At 61.5% G+C, this 18,085-nt stretch carries 16 protein-coding genes; 6 read left to right on the top strand and 10 right to left on the bottom strand.

The window, feature by feature from the left end; all coding sequences use genetic code 11:
- The first annotated feature begins 1 nt into the window (after position 1).
- A complete protein-coding gene (locus ACO06P_RS07195; RefSeq protein WP_420349324.1) occupies positions 2-823 on the top strand; it encodes an ABC transporter permease in 822 nt (273 codons plus the stop codon).
- Positions 824-901: 78 nt separating this feature from the next.
- Positions 902-2,185, top strand: coding sequence for an O-antigen ligase family protein (locus ACO06P_RS07200; protein ID WP_420349325.1), 1,284 nt, complete (start codon positions 902-904; stop codon positions 2,183-2,185).
- A gap of 770 nt (positions 2,186-2,955) precedes the next feature.
- Here the strand turns inward: ACO06P_RS07200 and ACO06P_RS07205 are convergent.
- Positions 2,956-3,045, bottom strand: a complete 90-nt coding sequence (locus ACO06P_RS07205) for a hypothetical protein (RefSeq protein WP_421938199.1) — start codon at positions 3,043-3,045, stop codon at positions 2,956-2,958.
- Here ACO06P_RS07205 and ACO06P_RS07210 point away from each other — a divergent pair.
- Positions 3,004-3,207: a hypothetical protein gene (locus tag ACO06P_RS07210; protein WP_421938180.1), complete on the top strand. Its 204-nt coding sequence runs from the start codon at positions 3,004-3,006 to the stop codon at positions 3,205-3,207. The two genes, ACO06P_RS07205 and ACO06P_RS07210, sit on opposite strands and share 42 nt — an antisense overlap.
- Positions 3,208-3,390: 183 nt before the next feature.
- On the opposite strand, the gene ACO06P_RS07215 is transcribed toward ACO06P_RS07210, so the two are convergent.
- From ACO06P_RS07215 to ACO06P_RS07225, 3 genes are all read right to left on the bottom strand, one after another.
- On the bottom strand, positions 3,391-3,693 hold the full coding sequence (locus tag ACO06P_RS07215) for a hypothetical protein (protein ID WP_420349326.1): 303 nt from the start codon (positions 3,691-3,693) through the stop codon (positions 3,391-3,393).
- 16 nt (positions 3,694-3,709) lie between these two features.
- Entirely contained in the window at positions 3,710-4,654 is a 945-nt protein-coding gene (locus ACO06P_RS07220) for a polysaccharide deacetylase family protein (protein WP_420349327.1), read from the bottom strand.
- A 142-nt stretch (positions 4,655-4,796) separates the two neighbouring features.
- Positions 4,797-5,852, bottom strand: coding sequence for a sulfotransferase domain-containing protein (locus ACO06P_RS07225; protein ID WP_420349328.1), 1,056 nt, complete (start codon positions 5,850-5,852; stop codon positions 4,797-4,799).
- 66 nt (positions 5,853-5,918) lie between these two features.
- Here ACO06P_RS07225 and ACO06P_RS07230 point away from each other — a divergent pair, with 66 nt between their 5' ends.
- Positions 5,919-6,683, top strand: coding sequence for a hypothetical protein (locus ACO06P_RS07230; protein ID WP_420349329.1), 765 nt, complete (start codon positions 5,919-5,921; stop codon positions 6,681-6,683).
- Positions 6,684-6,724: 41 nt separating this feature from the next.
- Here ACO06P_RS07230 and ACO06P_RS07235 read toward each other — a convergent pair whose 3' ends face one another.
- The 6 genes from ACO06P_RS07235 to ACO06P_RS07260 form a co-directional block, all read right to left on the bottom strand.
- Positions 6,725-8,593 (bottom strand): ABC transporter ATP-binding protein, encoded by a 1,869-nt coding sequence (locus ACO06P_RS07235; protein WP_420349330.1) that lies wholly within the window; start codon positions 8,591-8,593, stop codon positions 6,725-6,727.
- A gap of 700 nt (positions 8,594-9,293) precedes the next feature.
- Positions 9,294-10,610: a glycosyltransferase family 4 protein gene (locus ACO06P_RS07240; RefSeq protein ID WP_421938181.1), complete on the bottom strand. Its 1,317-nt coding sequence runs from the start codon at positions 10,608-10,610 to the stop codon at positions 9,294-9,296.
- 93 nt (positions 10,611-10,703) lie between these two features.
- Complete coding sequence (gene cysC / locus ACO06P_RS07245; protein ID WP_420349332.1) at positions 10,704-12,665, bottom strand: adenylyl-sulfate kinase; 1,962 nt, start codon at positions 12,663-12,665, stop codon at positions 10,704-10,706.
- A 17-nt stretch (positions 12,666-12,682) separates the two neighbouring features.
- On the bottom strand, positions 12,683-13,477 hold the full coding sequence (cysD, locus tag ACO06P_RS07250) for a sulfate adenylyltransferase subunit CysD (RefSeq protein ID WP_420349711.1): 795 nt from the start codon (positions 13,475-13,477) through the stop codon (positions 12,683-12,685).
- Between the two features lie 165 nt (positions 13,478-13,642).
- Positions 13,643-14,635 carry a GDP-mannose 4,6-dehydratase gene (locus tag ACO06P_RS07255; protein ID WP_420349333.1) on the bottom strand — a complete coding sequence of 331 codons (993 nt, stop codon included), beginning with the start codon at positions 14,633-14,635 and terminating at the stop codon, positions 13,643-13,645.
- 58 nt (positions 14,636-14,693) lie between these two features.
- The gene (locus tag ACO06P_RS07260; protein WP_420349334.1) at positions 14,694-15,974 is read right to left on the bottom strand and encodes a nucleotide sugar dehydrogenase; all 1,281 of its coding nucleotides are present in this window, start codon (positions 15,972-15,974) and stop codon (positions 14,694-14,696) included.
- A 676-nt stretch (positions 15,975-16,650) separates the two neighbouring features.
- Between ACO06P_RS07260 and ACO06P_RS07265 the strand changes: the two genes are divergently transcribed.
- Together ACO06P_RS07265 and nusG are read left to right on the top strand one after the other, a co-directional pair.
- Complete coding sequence (locus ACO06P_RS07265) at positions 16,651-17,334, top strand: winged helix-turn-helix transcriptional regulator (RefSeq protein ID WP_420349335.1); 684 nt, start codon at positions 16,651-16,653, stop codon at positions 17,332-17,334.
- A gap of 26 nt (positions 17,335-17,360) precedes the next feature.
- The gene (gene nusG, locus ACO06P_RS07270) at positions 17,361-17,831 is read left to right on the top strand and encodes a transcription termination/antitermination protein NusG (RefSeq protein WP_421938182.1); all 471 of its coding nucleotides are present in this window, start codon (positions 17,361-17,363) and stop codon (positions 17,829-17,831) included.
- The last annotated feature ends 254 nt before the right edge of the window (positions 17,832-18,085 follow it).

Genomic DNA, 18,085 nt, shown 5'->3' on the forward strand with positions numbered 1-18,085 from the left:
GATGAAGCAGGGCGCGAGCTGGTTCAACATCGCCTCCCTGGTGGTCGGCTTTCTTTTTCTCTACCTGCCGATCGCGCTGCTGGTGATCTACAGCTTCAACGAGTCGCGCCTGGTCACGGTCTGGGCCGGCTTCTCGACGAAGTGGTATGGCGAGATGCTGCGCAACGACGGCCTCATGAACGCTGCCTGGGTGACCCTGAAGGTCGCGGTGGTCGCTTCGACTTTCGCCACCTTTCTCGGCACCCTTGCCGGGCTGATCATGGCGCGCTTCGGCGGATTCCGCGGCCGCACCCTCTTTTCCGGCATGATCTACGCCCCCCTGGTCATGCCCGAGGTCATCACCGGCCTGTCCTTGCTGCTGATGTTCGTGGCGATTTCGCTGGACCGCGGCTTCGTCACCGTCACCATCGCCCATATCACCTTTTCCATGTGCTACGTCGCCGTGGTGGTGCAGTCGCGCCTGGTGAGCTTCGACCGCTCCATCGAAGAGGCGGCCATGGACCTGGGTTGCCCGCCGGGGCGCACCTTCCTGCAGATCACGCTGCCGGTCATCGCCCCGGCGGTGGTCGCCGGCTGGCTGCTGTCGTTCACCCTCTCGCTGGACGATCTGGTGATCGCCAGCTTCACCACAGGTCCCGGCGCCACCACCCTGCCGATGAAGATCTACAGCCAGGTCCGCCTGGGCGTAACGCCGGAGATCAACGCGGTTTGCACGATCCTGGTGGGGCTGGTCGCCACCGGGGTGCTGGCGGCCTCCCTGGTCACCCGGCGCCAGGAACTGCGCCGGGAGATGGAGGAGCGGGCGGCCCAGGCTGCTCCCTGAGAAGGCGGCGGGCCGCACCGGCAGACTGTGGGCAAGCCTGGAGTTTTCATGGCGCCGCCTTTGCTCTAAAAGGCCCCTGTGACGACGCCGAAGCAAGACAGCCCCCGCGAACAGCAGCGTTTGAACCGCCTGAGCCTCGTTCTGGCGGCGTTCTGCCTGCTGCTGCCCGTGCTCGGACTGCTGGCCCCCAAAGCCGTGGTGCCGCTGAGCCTGATTGCAGGCATCGTCACAGCCGCCCTGGTCTGGCCGCAGAAGCGACCCTGGCAGCTTGTGGACCGTCCCCTCACCCTTGCGGTCTGCCTCTTCATCGGCTGGTGCCTTCTGGCTTCCTTCTGGACGCCGCTGCCGGGCGAAGCGGCAGGGCTCGCCCTACGGGTCGGGATTCTGCTTCTGATCATGATCGGTCTCTGCGGCGCGGCGGGCCTGATGGGTGCCGAGCAAAGCCGCAAAGCCGGCCTGGCCCTGGCGGTGGGTCTGGGGCTGGCCGTCGGACTTGTGCTGATCGAATTCGCTTTCGGGTTTCCGCTTTTCACTGTCCTCAAGGGTCCGGCGACGAGCGATTACATCGCCTACTCCCGCCTCAACCGCGGCATCACCACCATCGCCATCCTCGTCTGGCCGCTGGCCGTCCTCTTCTGGCAGTTCGGCCACAGGACGGTTGCCTTCGCCTTGCCCCCGGCGGCACTGGCGTTGGCCCTTTCCTCTCAGTCTTCGGCCGCGGTTCTCGGTCTCTTCGCCGGCCTCGTAGCGGCGGCGCTGGCCGGGCTTGGGCGATCGGTCGGGCGTCTGGTCCTGGCTGCAGCGGTGGTCCTGGCGCTGGTGGCCAGCCCGGGGGTGGCAAAGCTGATGAAGGAGGCCCGACTCCATGAGGCCGAGTACCTCAGCAACACGGCGCGCTACCGTGTGCACATCTGGAGCTTTGTCTCCGACCGGATCGTGGAACGGCCGCTGATTGGCTGGGGATTCGACTCTTCCGGCTCGATCCCGACCGAGGGTGCGGAGTCGGCCGGCATCAGCCGCAAGGTCATACCATCGCATCCCCACAACGGCCCCCTGCAGATCCTGCTGGAACTGGGCGCCGTCGGTGCCGTGCTGACGATCGCCATCCTTTACCTGATCGGACGCCGCATCGACCACCTGCCGACCGCCGCGCGGGTCTGCAGCCAGGGAATGTGCATAACGATCCTCTGCATCGCCGCGACGGCCTACGGTCTCTGGCAGAGCCATTGGCTTGCCGTGATCGGCGGCGCGGCTGTGGCATCGGTGGTGGTGCTGCCCCGCAGCGCGGCGGGCAGACCGCAGACTGCCGCCACAACGCCACCAGATCCTTCACAGGATGCCGGAGCCCCCAGAGACAGTTGAGGCTGTTCTGGACCGACCCACGCCTGCCGTAGCCCGAGATTGCTCCGAGAATGGGCGGCCTCGTGCTGGCACCGGACCAGAGGCTCCAGAGCTCTGCAAGATCGTACAGCTGAGGTGCGGGGCGCGAGGCGCTGCTCGCGTTCCAGCGCCTACACAATGGTCGTAAGCAAGCGTCCTTCTATCGAAAGCTGCGCCGCCAGAGCGGGGATCCTGAGCTGCAGAACGCATTGGTGTTTGTTGGGCCTACGCATTGGCCCAGCTCTCACGTCGCGTCTCTTGAATGCGCGTTCGCGGACATGACTATGATCCGCCGCGTTGCGCCAGATCGCACTAGTCGCAGCAGATCGGCACTTCGGCGGAGTTGGTGTCGTTGACAATGGCCAGCACGAAGATCACCGCGTGGATCATTCCTGCCTTGTCCAACTCGTGGTCTAGTGTCAGTACTCTACTAGGGGATTTCGCTTAAGGCCGAGTTGCGCTTCAAGCTTTCCGGGACTTAGGTTGCAAGGTAGCTGGTTTGGCTTAGAGATGAGGATTGCTGATGGATCGAACGATACTTGCCGCACGGGCAACGTGGCGTGCATCGTGTTGACGACAGTTGAAGGTTTCCTGGAGGCACTGATATGCTTAAGATAGGGACGCGTTAGCGTGACTGTCCAGCGGGCTGCGCCCCCTGCACGGCGATCTACAACCGCTTCAACCACTAGAGTCTAGGAGAACTTCTTTGACACCCTGAGCCGATCGAGTGTGAAAAACGCTGTGTACCTCCGTCAGCGCTTCGGCTTACGCGTTTTTGTTGGCTGGCGATCGAAGGTTACATGAATCTCCAACCGGTCGGCGCCGCGCGCAACCGCCGCCAGCCGCAGGTGCGGCTGCCCACTGTGATCGGGCAGGCCTACCTGTCAACTGTAACGGGTACTCAAGTCGTCGATGATGTTGAGGCCGACCCGTTCCAGCTAGGTTGGATAGCGGCTAGTACTCTGGAAGAGAGCGTGCGCCGCGGCTTTGCTCCGAAGGCGTAAAAGCTGCGTCAATCTCCTGCCAGGTCGCCACGCCGGCACTGACCAGAATAGGGATGCCTGTATCGAGCATTACCGCGATCAAGTCGGTCGAGCGAAACTCTCCCAAACCGACTTTCTAGGTAGGCATGCCAATGGTCAAAACCAACTCCACAGCCTAAATCGAAAAGGCGGAGGACGGGAATATCATACCTCACTCGTCGGTATGGTTGCGCAGGCCCCTCCACTTCTCCGCTGTGACTCCATACGCCACCAGTAGTCAAATCGGGTGGCATCTTGCTCCGCAAACCGGACGCGGAAGGGATCTTCTTGGGTTGACGCCGCTGCCGCGATATGCGTCTGGAACTTAACGGCGTCCGCACCTGCGTCGGCAACGGCATCGATGAACGCATGTGCAAAGCCAAGAGAACCGTCGTGGCTTTGTGCGACCTCCGCGATAACGAAGCGGCCTTCACCGCCGCCGACCGCCCGCGAGCCGATCTTGATCATCTGCGCTGATCCAGTGCTATCCATCGATGGAACTTGGTCTTAGTGTCCTATAAAAAGCCATCAGCAGCCGTTTGTGAAACTGCCCCATGTCGGCCGATGGCATGAACCGCTCGGCGAGGAACTGGCCTTCCCGACTCGCCTGGTTCAACCGGTTACGGCTGTAAAGACCCCCTGAATAGCCTGTTGCGCGCAACAGCTCAATCGTCGTCGTGGTGAAATCACGCGCGCCTCCAAAGGGAAAGGCGAAAGTTCGTGTCAAGGGCAGGTTGAGAGAGGCTAGGAGAGCCTGGTTACGCTCAATCTCTTCTTTCTGCTCGGCTCGATCCAAGGAGGACATGACGTAGTGGCTGTAGCCATGATTGCCATAGGTGACGCCCTCTTCAGCGATCAAGTCGCTGGGCCGCGCAATATGGTGCGACAGGGCATCGAAGGTGAGGCTGCCCTTTCTGCTCTCAACAAAGGCATCTAATTCCTCATCGAGCCTGCGGCTGTTCACTCCCGGAGCCTTAGAGCTGCGGTAGAAGCCCGATGCCTGAACGGAATCAGAAAGACCGTTGTAGTGCTCACGGAAAGCGATGAAGTCCTTGACAAGACCGTGGTTGATGAGACAGCGAATCTTGTCGCGCCAGAACGGGCGTCCCTCGAGAGTACGCCCGTTGATGAAGACCGTGAACGGAAGGCCGCGTGCCCTCAGAAGAGGCACAGCGTTCTCAAACACACAGATATATGCATCATCGAATGTGATTACGGCCTTGCCTGCTACCCAATCGGCCGCCATGAAATCGTCGAGTGTCACGATCTCAAAATGCTTATCGATCCAGCTTATCTGCGCGGCAAAGGCTTCAGGCGGGACATTGTGGAGATTGCCGCGAAGCTCTTCAGGCGGCTCCTCAAAGACGCCATGGTAGACGACAACCAAGCCGAAGCGCTGTACGGCAGCAGCTGATGCAAGATCCCACATGCGTCGATCTAGTACACCAGAGTTTCTCAGCGGACGGTATCGGTCATTAGCCTTCAGACCTCTTTGCCAACCCGTCTTTGCTTGTTGCTTTCCTCCATCGGCAACTCCTCAATTGTCCGGTTCGCTCTGCCCTGTCCATGTGCTAGCTCCAGATCTCAGCCACGTCTCTGCCAATAACTCCCGATAGTTGCTCATACTGCTGCGACAGCGCCGCGTCCAAGGACGACCTAATGTCGCGCAGGGCCGCCGCGTTGTCGGCGAGGCCACCACCGTCCTGCCGTCCGAATCGAGGAAGAATGTGAGAGGGAAAACGCCTCACAATGGCTCCAACCGGACCGCGAGGTGACCTTCTGAAAACGTTGGTGCCGGGCAGCAGCAAAGTCGGATTGATCTGTTCTGCCTGTAAAACACCGCCCTCGTAAGGGGGCAGTCCGAGGAAAGCGGCGACGGTCTGCATGGCAGTTGTTGTATCCGCCCGCAGGTCTTCCTGAAAGACAACGTGAAGGCGCTCACGACCAAAGAGTTCGATGTATCGGCGTAGGAACTCGACATACCAGCTGTTGCCGACATAGCGAAACTGCCAGAGATAGTCGTCATAGCGTGGTCGATAGCGTTCGACGTCAATCAGACCGACGGCCAGAGCATCGGCGAGACGTCTGCTCTCCTCGGCAAACACATCGTCCGGCTGGCTGGGAAACCCGCCCAGTGCCTCCGTCATGCCTCGCCGATCATCCATTCGCTTGCGAAGATGGAGAAATGCGGAAATTGCCCGATCGACGGGACGACGCAACACAACAACAATCTTCAGATTGGGTTGGAGCGGCAGGAGACCACGCGCAATCCGCGGAGGCACATAGGGTTCAAAGAGGTAACCTGTACTTGCCTCAAACGACACCGTTCCAGGTTGCGCGTCGCGAAAGCAAGCGGAATAGGCTTCCATGTCGTCGAGGTTCCCAAGTCTCGAGAAGAAACTCGGCTCCTTTGGTTTGGAAATCGTGCAGCCGGGGTGCTGCGCAAGATAGTGCGCCAATGCCGTCGAGCCACACTTCTGCGCGCCGGGAATCAGCACGCTTGGTAGCACCCCGGACCCACTCGTCGTCATAGTCGAACAGAAAGGCGGTCCGGCCAAGAGGACAGCGGGGCAAACCGCCTCGACGATCTTGAGCGGGCTGAGGTAATAGCCGATGATGATGTGCAACTCGGTTCCGCCGGGGCATTCCGGCAAACCTTTGCGAAGCTATCAGCGACGGCGCGAAGGACTGGCATGATCGTAAGCAACAAGAGAAAGTTCATCTTCATTCATTGCCGAAAGACGGGCGGGAGTTCCGTAGCCGTCGCGCTGGCAAAATACCTTGGCCCCAACGACCTTCAACTCAGCGCGATTCAGGAGACTGTCGCACATGGAATTCCACTGACGGCGCGGATTTATGCTGAAGCGCAGGCGGAATCTGGGTTGATCCTTCCTCTGTCAAGGTTTCTGAGCGGGCAACTTCATGCAAAGTTGGTCGCTCGCTCCATCAAGAAGGCCTATTCGCGAAAGCTCGGCGAAAAACCGCAGCATCCAACCGCCTTGTCGATCTCAAGAGCATTTCCGACGGAATGGCGCAGTTATGCAAAGTTCTGTGTTGTGAGAAACCCTTGGGAGAAGACTGTGTCGGACTATTTCTGGAGAACGAGAGGTATCAGTGACCCACCGAGCTTCCTCCAGTACGTGCAAGCGCTATCTCAAGGAGGGTCCCTGTCAGGCATCGTACCGAAGCAACACTCCAACTGGGAGATGTACACAATTGACAACAGGCTGGCGGTGGATTGCGTGATCAGATACGAAGAACTGAAGAGCGAGTTCGCCCAGTTGTGTGATTCTCTCTCCATTCCCTGGGATGGGTGGCTTCCAAATGCGAAGTCCAGACAAACCAGAGAAGGCGTTTCCAAAAAGAGGCACCAAGACTTTTACGACTCAGAGTCAGCCGCGCAGATTGGTCGGCTCTACGAAAAAGAGATCAAGGAGTTCGGTTATAGTTTCGACTAGATACATCCCGCAGCGGCGCTAGACCTTTTCAGCGCAAAAGACTAGCTCTGTCCTCCGTCGGCCACTCTACTCGGGTCTCTTGACCCGACGCTCTCCATAGCCATCAAACGAAATCTTGGGCTTGTTTTCAGGAGCTCGTCATAACTGCCGGAGGCAGCGATCCGGCCCCCCTCCAGCAGGAAAATGGGGTCGCAGTTTCGCACCGTACCCAGGCGATGCGTAATGAGGATGCTGGTTTTCGTTCGGTCGAGGCTCCGAACTGAGTCCATCACCATCTGCTCCGTGACCGTATCAAGCGCGCTGGTTGCCTCATCGAATATCAGCACCTTGGACTGCTTGTACAAAGCACGCGCAATCCCGATCCTCTGTCTCTGCCCGCCGGACAGGCGAGTCCCTCGTTCTCCAATGATCAGCTGGTAGCCGTCCGGGCTAGAGTCTGCGAGTTCGGCAATCTGGGCCAAGAGCGCGGCTTCGCGAACCCGTTCAATGTCGATAGCGCCCGGTGGCACGCCGAATGCGATATTCTCCGCAAGTGTGGCATCGGCCAGATAGACGGACTGCGGCACGTGCCCGATCAGGTTTTGCCAAGCGCGGCGATTGCCCGCAACAAGGCGCTGATCATCAATCAGAATATCCCCCTCCGAGGGCTCTAGGAGCCCCATCATGAGATCGAGCACTGTGCTCTTGCCACTGCCCGTCACCCCGACGATCCCGACACTGGCGCCCTTTGGAATTCTAAAGTCCACGTCGCGGAGTATCATCGGACCATCGTGATGGTAGCTGAAGGCTACCTTGCGGAACTCAATCGACTCCTCGAAATTGAGGCCCTGGGGCTTGGCCACTGCGTGTTCTTCGCCGATGGGCTGCTCCAGATGCAGGATGACGTCGACCAGCGAAGCATGGCGCGACCTGACTGTCGCCCAACCGCGATAAATCTGCTGAAGCGCCGGCAACAATCGCTGGGCAGCCATTGCAAGGGCCCCAAGCATCGGAATCGATCCAACGAACCCCGTTGTCTGCTCGCTGAGGACATAAGCAAGGCCAGCAATCAGGACCATACCGATGGTCTCTACGATGTAGAGCGGGCTTTGGGAAAGGAACAGGATGCGGCTTTGCGCTCGATTCAGTGTGAGGTTTGCGCGGCGGAACACTGCAGTGAAGACGGCCTGAGATCCATCCAGAAGGACATCACGAATGCCACCCAAGCCTTCCTGGAGGGCCTTCATGCGAACCGTCTGCTGGACGGCCTCTTGTCCTCCGTAACGGCGCAAGCGGTTGCGAACGATTGCGCTTGCGATCAGATAGATCGAACCGAGCCCAAGAAGGCAAACCAGAATGAGCCCCGGGTCGATCAAGAAGAGCGCAGTCATCACGAAAAGGCCGATCAACCCGAAACTCGCCATGTTCAGGATTGCGTTCAACGTCGCGATGGCCGCTTTGGTCTTTGCGACAACGCTTATGATCTCGCTGCTGTTACGCAAGGCGTGAACACGATAGGGCTGGAAGAGCGTCCGCCTATAGATCTCGACTGTGACGTCATGACCGATCGCATGCGACAGTCGAGCATTTGCCCATAGAAGGAGAAGCCGAGACGACCCCGCCGCAATCGCAGCCACGCAAAAGGCAATCGTCAACGGAAGAACGAGTTCGTCAGGGCTGGCCGTTCCCAGGGACTGTGCAATCTGACCTACCATGGGATAGCTCAGGACCTGCTCAGGGATAGCGAGCACACTGAGGAACGGCAAGACAGCGCCGAGGCTAACAGCTTCAAGCGACGCGGACGTGAGCATCAAGACAAACAAAGCGAGAAGCTGTCTTCTGCGAAGCGGCGATAGGTGTCGCCAGAGTATTCGAAGGGCAGCGGATTGGCTGATCTGGGTATGGCGATCTGAGAGTTGAGCGTTTTCCATCGACGGAGCAGCTTCTTGCTTTGCGCTTTTGCCCTGCATTGGGGTCAAGACTTAGTCGCGAGCCAACCGCCGACCGGTCCACTCGTTCCCAGGACGCTCCGGCAAAACGTTGCGGAGCGAGTCGGCGACTCACAATCCAGGCACAAACTGCCAACTACTGCCGGATCCCAAACACGGCTTTGCGCCCTTGCCCAGCGCCCTACCGGCGACCGAGCCCCCTGGCGGCGACGAGGGCAGGCTGCTTTCGCCAGCATCAAACGGCACACAAAAGTGTCAAGACAGCGCGAGAGCCGAAGAACCCATATCGACGAGATGAGCAGCCCACGCCGCTCAGTCCCTTCGCCCACAACCAGACAGGCAGTTCAGATCGCGGATTTCCGGCATTAACTCATGCTACTGCAGACCGGGTGAATCGCTTGCCACCCAGCCTGCTTTTCGTGGACGCCTGCCCTCAGGAAGCCTGAGACCCGACGAATGCACAGCAGAACCGATTATTCGATACGCTGCGATTCGCACTTCTTATCCGATCGGGCCAGGCTTGCCAAGTCTGAAGAGGGTCCACGGCGCCGGTTGTCCTGCACGCCCGTCTGGGCCCGCCGCCCGCCCTTCCGCCGGGGCATCTCGCGGCCGCTTTTCAGCGGAACGAGGCTAGGTTCCAAGTGCCCGAAGGTCTTCCGTCCCGGTCCCTCCAGCATGACCGTCAGACCTCTCGCGCAGCCCCCGCGTCGGGCATCCCGGCAAAGTGCAGGCCCTTTCGGCCGGCGGCTTCTGCAACAAAGGCCATGATCGTCTCCGCCCTCGCTGACCATGTGTAGCGTTCTACCAGGCTGCGGGAGGCGCGTTCCGAAAGCGCACGCCGCTGCTCGGGGTTGTCGACAAGCAAGGCCAGTCGCTCCGCCCAGGCATCGACATCCTCCGGCTGGACCAACAGGGCATTCACCCCGTCTTCCAGGACCTCGCGGATCACCGGAAAATCGGAAGCGAGGATGGCCTTACCCCAGGCCATGTACTCGAAGATCTTCAAGGGAGACATGTAATCGACGGTGTTGTCGCCGCCATGCGTCCGCAGGTCGCGCTGGTAGGGCGCCAGAACAATGTCCATGGCCTCGTAATAGGCCGCCAACCTGCCAGGGGGGACAAACCCGCAGAATTCAAGGTTGGGCAACCTGTTGGCCGAACGATACCGCGCGAGATCCTCCTCCTGACCCCCGACAACGAGGAAGCGGAGTTCCTTGAAGCGCTCCGCCAAGGCGATGATGATCTCGATGCCGCGCCCCCGGTAAAGATGACCCACATACCCGACCGTCACCGCCGAAGGCGACTTCAATGGCGCCATCCCGGGGACCGGGGCCGCAGACTCCCTCGGTGCGCCCCGCGGTGGCAGACTGGCACCGTCATGCGCGACAAAGACTGCGTCCCGCGGAAGGGCCGGAAGCAGTTTCCGGCATAAATCGCGCAGTGCAGCTGAAATGACGATCAAGCCGCAGAAGCCTGGGCGGCGGGTGAGAAAGCCTAGATACCAGCGGCGCAGGGCCGACTTGGGCGCGGAGTGCAATTCCACGAAGAACGGCAGTCCCCTGAAAGACGCACCGCCAAGCCAGAGAAGGTTGCGGCCGTAGAGCAGATCGAACCGTCCAGGGTCCGCCAGGAGATAGCCCGCGATCAGGTCCCACGACCGGACCAGCAGGCGCAGCGGCAGGTTGCCGGGAAACCGAGGCGCATCGAAGTGTTTCGGGAAGCTGACCGCGAACGGCTTCTCGACGCCGTAAAACTCCATGACCCCATCGGCCGGCTCATCGCCGGGAATAGCCATCAGCGTGACGTCGTGCCCAAGGGTTCGGAAGGCCTCGCACATTCTCATGACGTGTACGCCGTTTGCGGTTCGCGACGGAACCCGTGAGGCCGACAGATAAGCGATGCGCATCGTCGAGAAGGTATACGTCGCCGGCGGATTCGGCAGCCGGAACAAAGAACGAACAAAGCTCGGCAACCAAGCCCGCCGCACTACGCGCCCCAACCGACGGCACCGGCCTCAACGGCGGTGGCGGTCCGGACAGATAGCGCGCGCCGGGAAGGAAGCCCGCCGACCGGCGGGCCGGCCAGACAGATCCTAGTCGCGGCTGAGCGTGAACTCCGTCTCAATGTAGCGGATGATCCGCTCGACCGATTCAGAAACGCTCTCGGCCCCTGTGTCGACTACCAGGTCGGCTGCCTCCGGCGGCTCGTAAGGCGCGGAAACGCCGGTGAACTGGGCGATTTCCCCTGCGCGCGCTTTCTTGTAGAGCCCCTTGGGGTCACGCCGTTCGCAGGTCTCCACATCCGCCTTGATGTAGATTTCGTGGAAACGGCCCGGCGCCGAGGCGCGCGCGCGGTCCCGGTCAACCCGATAGGGTGAGATGAAGGCGGTGATGCAGATGATGCCGGAGTCGGCAAAGAGTGACGCCGCCTCGCCGACGCGGCGGATGTTCTCCGTCCGGTCTTCCGGCGAGAACCCGAGATTGGCGTTGAGACCGCGGCGGACGTTGTCGCCATCGAGCACATAGACCTGATAGCCCTTGGCGAAGAGCCGCTGCTCGACCTCCATGGCCAGCGTCGACTTGCCGGCGCCCGAAAGGCCGGTGAACCAGAGCACGCCGCCGCGGTGGCCATTGCGGGCGGCGCGGGAGTCGGCGGTGAGCCGGTGCTCGACGGAGATCACGTTGGTGGACTTGACCGTGATGGCCTGGCGCTGATCCGGCAGGCCCTCCATGGAGATCACCCCACCGCCGACGGTGTCGTAGTCCTCGATCAGCACGAAGCGGCCGGTCTTGGGCAGATCGCCGTAGTCGTCGATTCCCAGGACCTGGCGGCTGAACAGCGTCACCTCGGCCACGGCGTTGCGCTCCACAATGTCGCCGGCGGCGTTTTCCAGGGTCTGTGTGTCGACGATGCGCTCGATCGAGCGCACGGTGACCTCGGCCTCCTGGGTCAGCAGCTTCAACTTGTAGCGCGATCCCACCTTGAGAGGATTGTGGCCAAGCCAGAACAGGCGGGCGTGAAAGACCGTGCTCAGCTTCGGCGGATTCTCAGCATGGCTGACGATCTCGCCGCGCTCGACGAAGAGCTGTTCGTCCAGTGTGATCCCGACCGACTCGCCGGCTGCAGCGGTCTCCGGGCCCTGCTCGGCGGGCCAGGCCTCGATCGAACGCACGCGCGCTGTCTTGTTTGACGGCGAGAAGAGCACCGTATCGCCGACCGTAACCGCGCCGGATTCAATCCGTCCGGCGACGATGCGCCGGGCATCGAACTTGTAGACGTCCTGCACCGGCAGCCGCAGGGGCTGAGCACCGACGCCGGGGTGGCCGTGAAAGCCGTCCAGGGCGGAGATGACCGTCGGTCCGTCATACCAGGGGGTCCGCGCCGAACGGGTGGCAATGTTGTCGCCGCCGCGCGCTGAAATCGGTACCACCATCATCGGCGCGGCGCCGATCGAGCGGAGATAGTCGGTGATCTCCCTGGAAACCTCGTCGAAGCGCGTCTGGCTGAAATCGACGAGGTCCATCTTGTTGATCACCACCGCGACCTGGCGAACCCCCAGGAGATGCAGCAGATAGGCGTGGCGGCGCGACTGCTCGCGCACCCCTTCTTCGGCGTCGACCACCATGATGGCCGCATCGGCGCTGGCAGCGCCGCTGACCATGTTCTTCAGGAACTCGCGGTGGCCAGGGGCATCGATGATCACGTAGTCACGCAGGCCGGTCTTGAACCAGATCTGCGTCGTGTCGATGGTCACCGCCTGATCGCGCTCGGCCTGAAAGGCGTCGAGCACGAAAGACCATTCGATCTCCATGCCGCGACGTGCGGAGATTTTCTCCAGTTCCTCTACCTTGCCCGGCGGCAAAGAGCCGGTGTCGTGCAGCAGGCGGCCGATCAGCGAGGATTTGCCGTGATCGACGTGGCCGACGATGACGATACGGTGCAGGGAGCGTTCGCCTGCGTGCTCGGCATCGTCGGGGTACGCGCCGCTCTGCGTGGCGTCTTCAGGCAAGGTGGTACGGTCCTGGGCTGCAATAGGTGTCGTGTCCGAGGTCATGGCCGTTCCGCTCCCGATCACATGTAGCCGCTGGCACGCAGGCGCTCGAAGGCGTCCTCGCGCTCGTGGTCCATGGCCCGTCCGGCCCGCTCGGCCGTCCGGGTGGTCTGCAACTCGGCAATGATCTCCTCAATCGTGGCGGCATCGGATTCCACCGGATGTGTAATGTCCTGATCGCCGAGCGAGCGATAGCGCTTGCCGTTCTTGGACAGATACAGCGGGATGATCGGGATCCCCTCGCGCTGAGTGTACAGCCAGATGTCGAGTTCGGTCCAATGCAGCAGAGGATGGATGCGCAGATGCGCACCCGGCGGAAAGTCGGTCTTGTACTGGTCCCAGAACTCCGGTGGCTGGTCGCGGAAATCCCACTCACCGCTCTCGCCGCGCGGGCTGAAGACACGCTCCTTGGCGCGGGTCGCCTGCTCATCGCGGCGGATGCCGGCGATCAGGCCCTTGAAGCCGTAGCGATCGATGGCGCGGCGCAGCCCTTCGGTCTTGCGCGCGGCCGAGCGGGCGGCCGGCGGCAGGCTCTGGTCGACCGCGTCGATGGGCGGACATTCCTCGCGTACGAAGTCCAGGCCCCACTCCTTCGCGTAGCGGTCGCGGAACTCGTACATCTCTTTGAATTTCTTACCCGTATCGACATGCACGACGGGAAAGGGGACATGCCCGAGGAAGGCCTTTCGCGCCAGCCAGAGCATGACGTTGGAATCCTTGCCAAGCGACCAGAGCATCGCCAGGGGCTCGATCCGGTTGTAGGCCTCACGCAGGATGTAGACGGATTGCGCTTCCAATGCGTCCAGGCGGTCCATGGTGGCACCAATCCTCATGAAAAAATGCTGCAGGTGCGAAAGGACTTAGCGACTTTAGGGAAGCGAATCAAGGAGCATCCCTGGGATTCCGGCAAGCCCTACCCTTGTCACAAAAAGCGCCCGCAAAGAACTCTTGGGCTCTATTTATTTAGATAAATCAATATATTAGATCGAGTAATGGTCGCGATACCATTGAACGAAGCGGGGAATGCCTTCGTCGATCGAGACGCGCGGCTCGAATCCCAGGTCACGCTGCGCCGGAGCGATATCGGCATAGGTCTCCTTCACATCGCCCGGCTGCATCTCCGCGAACTCGCGAATGGCTTCGCGGCCGCAAGCCTGCTCGATCAGTTCGACGAAGCGCAACAGCGGCTCGGAGCGATGGTTGCCCAGATTGTAGACCCGGTTGGGCGCCTCGCCTTGCGCGTCCGAAAGGGCACGCTGCGGCGGCCGGTCGATGACCGCCAGCACCCCGGCGACGATATCGTCGATGTAGGTGAAATCACGGCGCATGTCGCCGTGATTGAAGATGCGGATCGGCCGCCCCTCAAGAATGGCCTTGGTAAAGATAAAAGCTGACATGTCGGGCCGCCCCCACGGCCCGTAGACCGTAAAGAACCGCAAGCCCGTGCTCGGCAGATCGAAGAGATGGGCGTAGCAATGGGTCATCAATTCATCGGCGCGCTTGGTCGCCGCGTAAAGCGAGACCGGCTTGTCGACCCGCTGCTCGACAGAAAACGGCAGCTCCTTGTTACCGCCGTAGACCGAGGAAGACGAGGCGTAGACGAAATGGCGGAGCCTGCCCAGGCTGCGCCCCAGCTCCATCATGCAGAGATGGCCCATCAGGTTGGTCTGGACGTAGGCGAAGGGGTTCTCCAGGGAGTAGCGCACGCCGGCCTGTGCGGCCAGATGCACGATCTCCGTGGTCTCCGGAAACTCCCCCGCCAAAGCCAGGATCGGCTCCCGATCCGAAATGTCCAGCTGCCGAAAGGTAAAGCCGTTGTGACCGGTCAGGCGGTCCAGCCGCGCCCGCTTCAAAGCCGGATCATAGTAGTCGTTGAGGTTGTCGATCCCAACGACCGTTCGGCCCTGTTTGATCAACTGCTCGGCCACGTAGGACCCGATAAACCCGGCCACGCCGGTCACGATCACTGACATCTCGTCCTCTTCCGGCCGAACCCGCAACCGGCGCAAGTCCGGCGCGGAGGGCCCAGCATTAGATGGTCCGGCGTTGCCGCCCCCCAGGCAGTTCGATATCCGCCCAGATGTTCTTCAGATCAAACACCAATCCATCCGAAACCAGCAATGCCTCGAAGTCCTGCCTGGCGAACTCACGATAAGGCTGATGCGCCACGGCGCCGACCACACAGTCGAAGGGCGCCTGCGCCCGCGGATCGCCGATGATTTCCAGACCGTAGTCATCGAGGGCCTCCTGCGGGTCGGCAAGAGGGTCGTGGACAGCAACCTGGAAACCCCGCTGGCCAAGGGCCGAGATCAGGTCCACGACCTTGCTGTTGCGCAGGTCAGGCACGTTCTCCTTGAAGGTGAGGCCCAGCACGAGCACGCGCCTGCCGGCGCGGTCGCGCAGGGCTTCTGCCACCATGCCGGCGAAATAGGTTCCCATGGAATCGTTCGTGCGCCGCCCGGCGAGGATAACCTGGGGGTGGAGGCCCAGCGCCTCGCTGCAGTGAGCCAGATAATAGGGGTCGACGCCGATGCAATGGCCCCCCACCATACCCGGGCGAAAATCGAGGAAGTTCCATTTGGTCCGCGCCGCGTCCAGGACATCGTGAATGGAGAGATCCAAACGATTGAAGATCTTCGTCACTTCGTTGACGAAGGCGATATTGATATCGCGCTGGGCATTCTCGATGACCTTGGCGGCCTCTGCGGTTTTGATGCTGGCCGCCCGAAAGACTCCCGCTTCGATCACTCGACCGTAGATCCGTGCCAGATAGTCCGTCACCTCCGGCGTCTCGCCCGCAACCACCTTGACGATCTTGGCGAGGCCGTGCCGGGTGTCGCCAGGGTTTATGCGCTCCGGCGAATAGCCGAGAAAGAAGTCGGCCCCCGGCTCGAGGCCGGACACCTCGGAAAGGATGCTGCCGCAAAGATCCTCCGTAACGCCGGGATAGACGGTCGATTCATAAACAACGACGGCACCTTTGGTCATGGCAGCCCCAACCGTTCGGCTGGCGGCGATCACGGCCTTCAGGTCGGGTCGGTTCTCATGGTCGACCGGGGTGGGCACGGTGACGATGAAGACATCGCAGCCGGCCATTTCGGCGGGTTCGGCCGTCAGCGACAGCGGTACCGCACGCAGGTCCTCTTCGGTCACCTCACGGGTCCGGTCCCAGCCGCCGCGCAGTTCCTCCACACGTTGCCTGTCGACATCGAAGCCGACGACCTTGAAGCATTCGGCCAGGGCGACCGCGAGAGGCAAGCCGACGTAGCCGAGGCCGACCACGGCAATTGAGGGCGATTCAGGAAAAGTCACGGTTTGGCGGTCCTCACAGGGCGCGGGAGGACCCGCAACCCGAAATGGTATCGTCGTCGGTCAACCCGGCCACAAGTCTGCCTGCGGTCATCTCGCAGCACCTCCAAAACCCCGGCCCGCAGCATCCGAGCCACCGACCGCCCAGCGTCCAAGGCACGATGAGGGGTGCCTTCGGGTTGCAGGCCGAGCCTCTTCAACGCCCCGCCAAGCCCAATGCCCCGGGGAAACCCCAGGTATCTGGCAATCTGCTTCTTGACGTTCACGTAGCAAACGGCCTCGAACGGATTGTCGATCCCGCGCTTGCGGCAATCGCGCCCAAGCTGCTTGCCGTCATAGTCGCCCGAGGCGGCGAGAGTAAAGCCCCCTTGCGCAGCCGCCCAGCGATAGAAGGCGCCCGTTCGCGACCCCGCGGCCAAGAGGCAGCCTCGGGATCGAAGACGAGGCAGCGCGGATCCATCACATCAACTCTGGCGCCGGTCCGGACGCCACCCCCAAGTTCCCACACAAACCGATGGCGGCGGATTAAGACAGAGTTAATCAATCAAATCAATGAAATTACTGAAACATTGGCAAAGTTGTTCATGGCATGAACACTTGACACCGCCTTTGCCCCGGGGCTAGACAGGCTCAACAGTCCGGGCCGCCGTCTGCCCTGCACCATGCTTTGGAGCCGATCTTGCCGCCACAAGCCCGCGCACCTGTGGAAAGCGACCAGGAGGCCGATTCGACCCGGCTGATGCTGGATGCGATCGACTCCAGTGACCGGGTGACCCAACGCGGGCTCGCCGCGGAGTTGGGGATCGCCCTGGGCCTCACCAACATCTACCTGAAGCGCTGCATCAGCAAGGGACTGATCAAGGTGCGCAAAGCGCCCGCCCGGCGCTATGCTTACTATCTCACCACGAAAGGGTTCAGCGAAAAGGCCCGCTTGACCGCGAAGTTTCTCACCCGCTCTCTGAGCTTCTTCCGGCATGCACGCGAAGACTGCCTGGACCTCTTCTCAAGCTGCAAAGCCAAGGGATATCAATCGGTTGCACTAATCGGCGCCGGGGATCTCTGTGAGATCGCGATTCTCGCTGCGCTTGACGGAGAGCTCAAGGTCTCCGCCATCTTTGACGAATCGACGAACCGCCGGGTCGTGGCCGGTACGCCGGTGGTGCGCGATCTGGCGGATCTTGCCGGGATCGATGCCGTGATCATCACGGACATGCGCGACCCCCAGGCCGCCTACGAGCGCATGGTCGCTCGCTTCGGTGCCGAAAAGGTCTTGTTTCCGAGCCTGCTGCGGCTCTCCAGGCGCCAGTCCGCGGCACAACGCGCAAGCGGCAACCTGACCGGTAAGGGAACCGCAACACGATGAAGCGCTGGTATGTCGCACAGACGCAGGTGCGCGCGGAAGACAGAGCCCAAATCAATCTGGAACGTCAGGGTTTCGAGACCTATCTGCCGCGGTACCAGCGCGAGCGGCGCCATGCCCGCCGCCGCGAGTTGGTCAAGGCCCCCCTTTTTCCCGGCTATGTGTTTGTCCGTTTCGACCTTGATACGGCCCGCTGGCGTTCGATCAACGGAACCTTCGGCGTCAACCATCTGATCTGCTATGGCGACCGGCCGGCAGCGGTCCCCGAGGGTGTGGTGGAGGAGATCGTAGCCCGCATGGACGAAAGCGGGCTCATCGCTCTGGAACCCCGCCCCTTCCACCAGGGCGAGGCGCTGCAAATCGTCTCTGGATCCCTCTCGAACTGCCGCGGGCTCTTTGAGCGGATGGCAGACAAGAACCGGGTGATTCTGTTGCTCAGTCTCCTCGGTCGCCAGGTCCGCGTCCAGGCCCCTCTGAACGTCGTCGCCGCAGGAGCCTGAACAAAGGTCGCGGGCAAGCAGCGATCGCATGCCGCCCATGCGAAGCCTGGCCCGCCCGGTGGCCGCCACCGTCGGTGGATCAGCAAGCGGACCGGGCGTCTCACCGTGCGCCATCTGGGGACCATCAAGAGACGGAGATCCGCAGAATAGCAAGGGTCCCGCTGCGGCATTAATCCTCGATTCATACTAATTGTTAACGATTCCCCGGGCATAACCGACGACATCATGACGTCGGAAGAAAACAAGTTTGCAAA

The sequence above is a fragment of the Pelagibius sp. genome (assembly GCF_965227505.1).
Classification (GTDB): Bacteria; Pseudomonadota; Alphaproteobacteria; order Kiloniellales; family Kiloniellaceae; genus Pelagibius.

Bases quoted from the DNA above. Each gene is read 5' to 3' on its own strand.
- cysD (WP_420349711.1), bottom strand. From the start codon at position 13,477: ATGGACCGCCTGGACGCATTGGAAGCGCAATCCGTCTACATCCTGCGT.
- ACO06P_RS07235 (WP_420349330.1), bottom strand. From the start codon at position 8,593: ATGGAAAACGCTCAACTCTCAGATCGCCATACCCAGATCAGCCAATCC.
- ACO06P_RS07210 (WP_421938180.1), top strand. From the start codon at position 3,004: ATGAATCTCCAACCGGTCGGCGCCGCGCGCAACCGCCGCCAGCCGCAG.
- ACO06P_RS07220 (WP_420349327.1), bottom strand. From the start codon at position 4,654: ATGTGGGATCTTGCATCAGCTGCTGCCGTACAGCGCTTCGGCTTGGTT.
- ACO06P_RS07255 (WP_420349333.1), bottom strand. From the start codon at position 14,635: ATGTCAGTGATCGTGACCGGCGTGGCCGGGTTTATCGGGTCCTACGTG.
- ACO06P_RS07215 (WP_420349326.1), bottom strand. From the start codon at position 3,693: ATGATCAAGATCGGCTCGCGGGCGGTCGGCGGCGGTGAAGGCCGCTTC.
- ACO06P_RS07230 (WP_420349329.1), top strand. From the start codon at position 5,919: ATGATCGTAAGCAACAAGAGAAAGTTCATCTTCATTCATTGCCGAAAG.
- ACO06P_RS07195 (WP_420349324.1), top strand. From the start codon at position 2: ATGAAGCAGGGCGCGAGCTGGTTCAACATCGCCTCCCTGGTGGTCGGC.
- cysC (WP_420349332.1), bottom strand. From the start codon at position 12,665: ATGACCTCGGACACGACACCTATTGCAGCCCAGGACCGTACCACCTTG.